Annotated in this window: 3 protein-coding genes; all 3 read left to right on the top strand. The window is 60.3% G+C overall.

What is annotated here, in order from left to right:
• The coding region (locus WCG50_RS17825) for an L-lactate permease (protein ID WP_336900940.1) at positions 1-1,004 on the top strand (1,004 nt) is incomplete at its 5' end.
• A 15-nt stretch (positions 1,005-1,019) separates the two neighbouring features.
• The gene (locus tag WCG50_RS17820) at positions 1,020-1,475 is read left to right on the top strand and encodes a universal stress protein (protein WP_336900939.1); all 456 of its coding nucleotides are present in this window, start codon (positions 1,020-1,022) and stop codon (positions 1,473-1,475) included.
• 5 nt (positions 1,476-1,480) lie between these two features.
• A partial coding sequence (locus WCG50_RS17815) for a pyruvate carboxylase (protein ID WP_336900938.1) occupies positions 1,481-4,169 on the top strand: 2,689 nt, incomplete at its 3' end.

The following is a 4,169-nucleotide window of genomic DNA, read 5'->3' as shown; positions in this document are numbered from 1 at the left end:
TGGAAATCTGGCCTGCGATTCTGGTCACCGGTTTGTCGTTTGCCATTCCTCAGTACCTCGTGTCCAACTTCATTGGCCCAGAACTGGTGGACATCATTGCCGCGATTGTGTCGATGGTTTCGCTGATTTTGTTCCTGCGCGTCTGGCAGCCTAAAAAGATCTGGACCTCTCCTAACCTGAAAGGTCACGAGACCGATGGCGGCGAAGCCAAGGCCCCGGTGGCCCTCCAGAAATATTCACGCGAAGAGCAGATTAATGCCTGGACCCCTTGGGCGATCCTGACCGTGTTTGTGTTCGTCTGGGGCCTGCCGCCCGTGAAGGCCTTCCTGAACGGCCTTTATGCACCCAAATTCGTCATGGATGGGCTGCACAACCTGGTCATGAAAATGCCCCCGGTGGTACCGAAACCAAGCCCTGAAGGCGCCGTCTACGTGCTCAACCTGTTGTCCGCAACCGGCACCGGCATTTTGCTGGCGGCGATCATTGGCGCGCTGATCATGAAATACAAACCGATGGAAATCGTGCGCACCTTTGGTCGCACCTTCTGGCTGGTGCGCTACTCGCTCGTGACGATTGTTTTGATGCTGGGTCTGGGCACGCTAACGCGCTACTCGGGCACTGACACTACGCTCGGTCTGGCGTTTGCCAACAGCGGCGTGTTCTACCCCTTCTTCGGCACCTTGATGGGCTGGGTCGGTGTGGCCATGACCGGTTCTGACACCGCCTCCAACGTGCTCTTTGGTGGCATGCAACGGGTGGCTGCGGAACAACTCGGACTGTCTCCTAACCTGATGGGTGCGGCCAACAGTTCAGGCGGCGTGATGGGCAAGATGATCGATGCGCAATCGATCGTCGTGGCCTCTACCGCTACCCGCTGGTTCAACCACGAAGGCGACATTCTTCGCTACGTGTTCTTCCACTCGATCGCCCTCGCCTGCCTGGTGGGCCTCTACGTGACGATGCAGGCTTATGTCTGGCCGTTCACATTGATGGTCGTTAAATAACTCTGGAGATTAATGATGTACACACGTATTTTGGTTGCTATCGACAACAGCACAACCGCGCAAAAAGCGCTTGACGAGGCCATCACACTGGCGAGCGCACTGGGCGCCAGCCTGTGCATTGCCAACGCCGCCGACGAAGGCCCCCTGACCCAGCACGGTATGGGCTTGGGCTCCTACATCGACGTTGACAAGGTCAAGGAAGAGATGCGCAGCAATGGCAACACCTTGCTGGCGCAGGCACTCGCCAAGGCCCAAGCGGCAGGTTGCATGAAGGCTGAAGTCTTGTTGATCGAATCAGCGCAGAAGCGTCTGGGCGACATGATTATTGGTGCAGCCACCCAGTGGGGCGCTGATCTGATCGTGATGGGCACGCATGGCCGACGCGGCTTCGAGCGCTTCCTGGTTGGAAGTGTTGCCGAGCACATGGTTCGAACTTCCACAACTTCCTTGCTACTCGTTCGCGAGAACTAATCCTTATGAAGAAAATCAAAAGCCTGCTGGTGGCCAACCGCAGTGAAATCGCTATTCGAGTGCTTCGCGCTGCGTCTGAAATGGGCATCCGCACGGTTGCGATTTTCTCCAATGAGGACCGGTTTGCCCTGCACCGCTTCAAGGCCGACGAGTCGTACTTGGTCGGTGAGGGCAAGAAGCCGATTCAGGCTTACCTGGACATCGCCGACATCATCCGCATTGCGCTGGAGGCCGGGGTTGACGCGATTCACCCCGGCTACGGTTTTCTTTCCGAGAACCCGGACTTTGCAGATGCCTGTGCGGCCGCCGGAATTGCCTTTATCGGCCCCAACGGCGATGTGATGCGCACGCTGGGCAACAAGGTTGCGGCACGCGCCGTGGCAGTCAAAGCCGGCGTGCCGGTGGTGCCTGCCACCGGCGCCTTGCCGGACGACATTGAAGGCGCCAAAGTCATGGCGCTGACGGTGGGCTACCCGCTGATGCTCAAAGCCAGCTGGGGTGGTGGCGGTCGCGGCATGCGCGTGATCGAGACCGAAGCCGACTTGGCACCGATGATGGAACTGGCCAAGCGCGAGGCGCTGGCCGCTTTTGGAAACGACGAGGTTTATTTGGAAAAATTGGTGCGCCGCGCGCGCCACGTGGAGGTGCAAATCCTCGGCGACCGGCACGGTAATCTGGTCCACTTATTCGAGCGCGATTGCTCCGTGCAACGCCGCAACCAAAAAGTAGTCGAGCGCGCGCCCGCGCCCTACATGGATGAAGCCACGCGCCAGGAACTGTGCGCGTCTGCCCTGCGCCTGGCCAAAGAGGCGAACTACAGCCACGCCGGTACGGTTGAATACCTGTACGACGTTGACACCAGCAAGTACTACTTCATCGAGGTCAACCCGCGCATTCAGGTCGAGCACACCGTGACCGAACAGGTTACCGGCGTGGATATCGTGAAAGCGCAGATTCGCGTCACCGAAGGCGCCAAAGTGGGCGATGAAGACTCGTTCATTCCGCACCAAAAAGACATCACCCTGCGCGGCCACGCGCTGCAATGCCGCGTCACCACCGAAGACCCGGAAAATAACTTCACGCCCGATTACGGCAAGATTGCCGTCTACCGCAGCGCCGCCGGGTTTGGTATCCGACTCGATGCGGGTACCGCTTATGCCGGTGCCGTGATCACCCCCTATTACGACTCGTTGCTGGTCAAGGTCACGGCCTGGGGCCACACGCCGGATGAAGCCGCCGCCCGCATGGACCGGGCCTTGCGCGAGTTCCGCGTGCGCGGTTTGTCGACCAACCTGCAGTTTTTGGAAAACGTCATCGCGCACCCGCTGTTTCGCTCCGGCGAGTGCACCACGCGCTTCATCGACACCACGCCGGAGTTGTTCAACTTCACGAAACGGCGCGACCGCGCGACCCGCCTGCTGAAATTCCTCGGTGAAGTGGCGATCAACGGCAACCCGGAAATGAAGGGCCGCACTTTGCCGCCACTGCCGCTGGCCGCACCCATTAAGCCGGTGTGCGACCTGACCGCCCCGATCCCCAAAGGCACGCGCGATTTGCTGAAAGAACTGGGACCGAATAAGTTTGCTAGCTGGATGAAGGCCCAGCCACAAGTGCTGCTGACCGACACCACCATGCGCGACGCCCACCAGTCGCTGTTTGCCACCCGCATGCGTTCCAACGACATGGTCGAGATTGCGCCGCACTACGCCCGCATGTTGCCGCAACTGTTCTCGCTGGAATGCTGGGGCGGTGCCACCTTTGACGTGGCGCTGCGCTTTTTGAAGGAAGACCCGTGGGAACGGCTGGCGCGCCTGCGCGAAGCGACACCCAACATCCTGTTCCAGATGCTGCTGCGCGCCTCCAACGCCGTGGGTTACACCAACTACTCGGACAACGTGGTGCGCTACTTTGTGCAGCAGGCGGCGAAAAACGGCGTTGATGTGTTCCGCGTCTTTGACTCGCTCAACTGGGTCGACAACATGCGCGTGGCGATGGACGCCGTGATCGAGACCGGCGCATTGTGCGAAGGCACGCTGTGCTACACCGGCGACTTGTTCGATGCCAAACGCAGCAAGTACGACCTGAAGTATTACGTCAATCTGGCCAAGCAGTTGGAAAAAGCCGGCGCTCACATTCTGGGCATCAAAGACATGGCCGGCGTCTGCAAACCGCGTGCCGCAGCAGAACTGGTGCGCGTGCTCAAACAAGAGGTCGGCTTGCCGATTCACTTCCACACCCACGACACCAGCGGCATCTCGGCGGCCTCCGTGCTGGCGGCGATTGACGCCGGGTGCGATGCGGTCGATGGCGCACTCGACGCCATGAGCGGCCTGACCTCACAGCCCAACCTGGGCTCGATCGCAGCCGCACTCAGTGGCTCGGCGCGTGACCCCGGACTCGATCTGGCGGCGATGCAGGCCCTGTCGCATTACTGGGAAGGCGTGCGCCGCGCGTATGTGCCATTTGAGGCCGACATGCGCTCGGGCACCTCCGACGTCTACAACCACGAAATGCCCGGTGGCCAGTACACCAACTTGCGCGAACAAGCCCGCGCCATGGGGCTAGCTCACCGCTGGCCCGATGTGTCCAAGGCGTATGCCGATGTCAACGTGCTGTTTGGCGACATCGTCAAGGTCACACCGACCTCCAAGGTGGTGGGCGACCTGGCGCTGTTCATGGTCGTCAACGACCTGA

Source organism: Rhodoferax sp. (assembly GCF_037143375.1).
Taxonomy (GTDB): domain Bacteria; phylum Pseudomonadota; class Gammaproteobacteria; order Burkholderiales; family Burkholderiaceae_C; genus Rhodoferax.
Note: the sequence above shows the minus strand (reverse complement) of the source record. Positions and strands in the feature narration are given on the sequence as shown.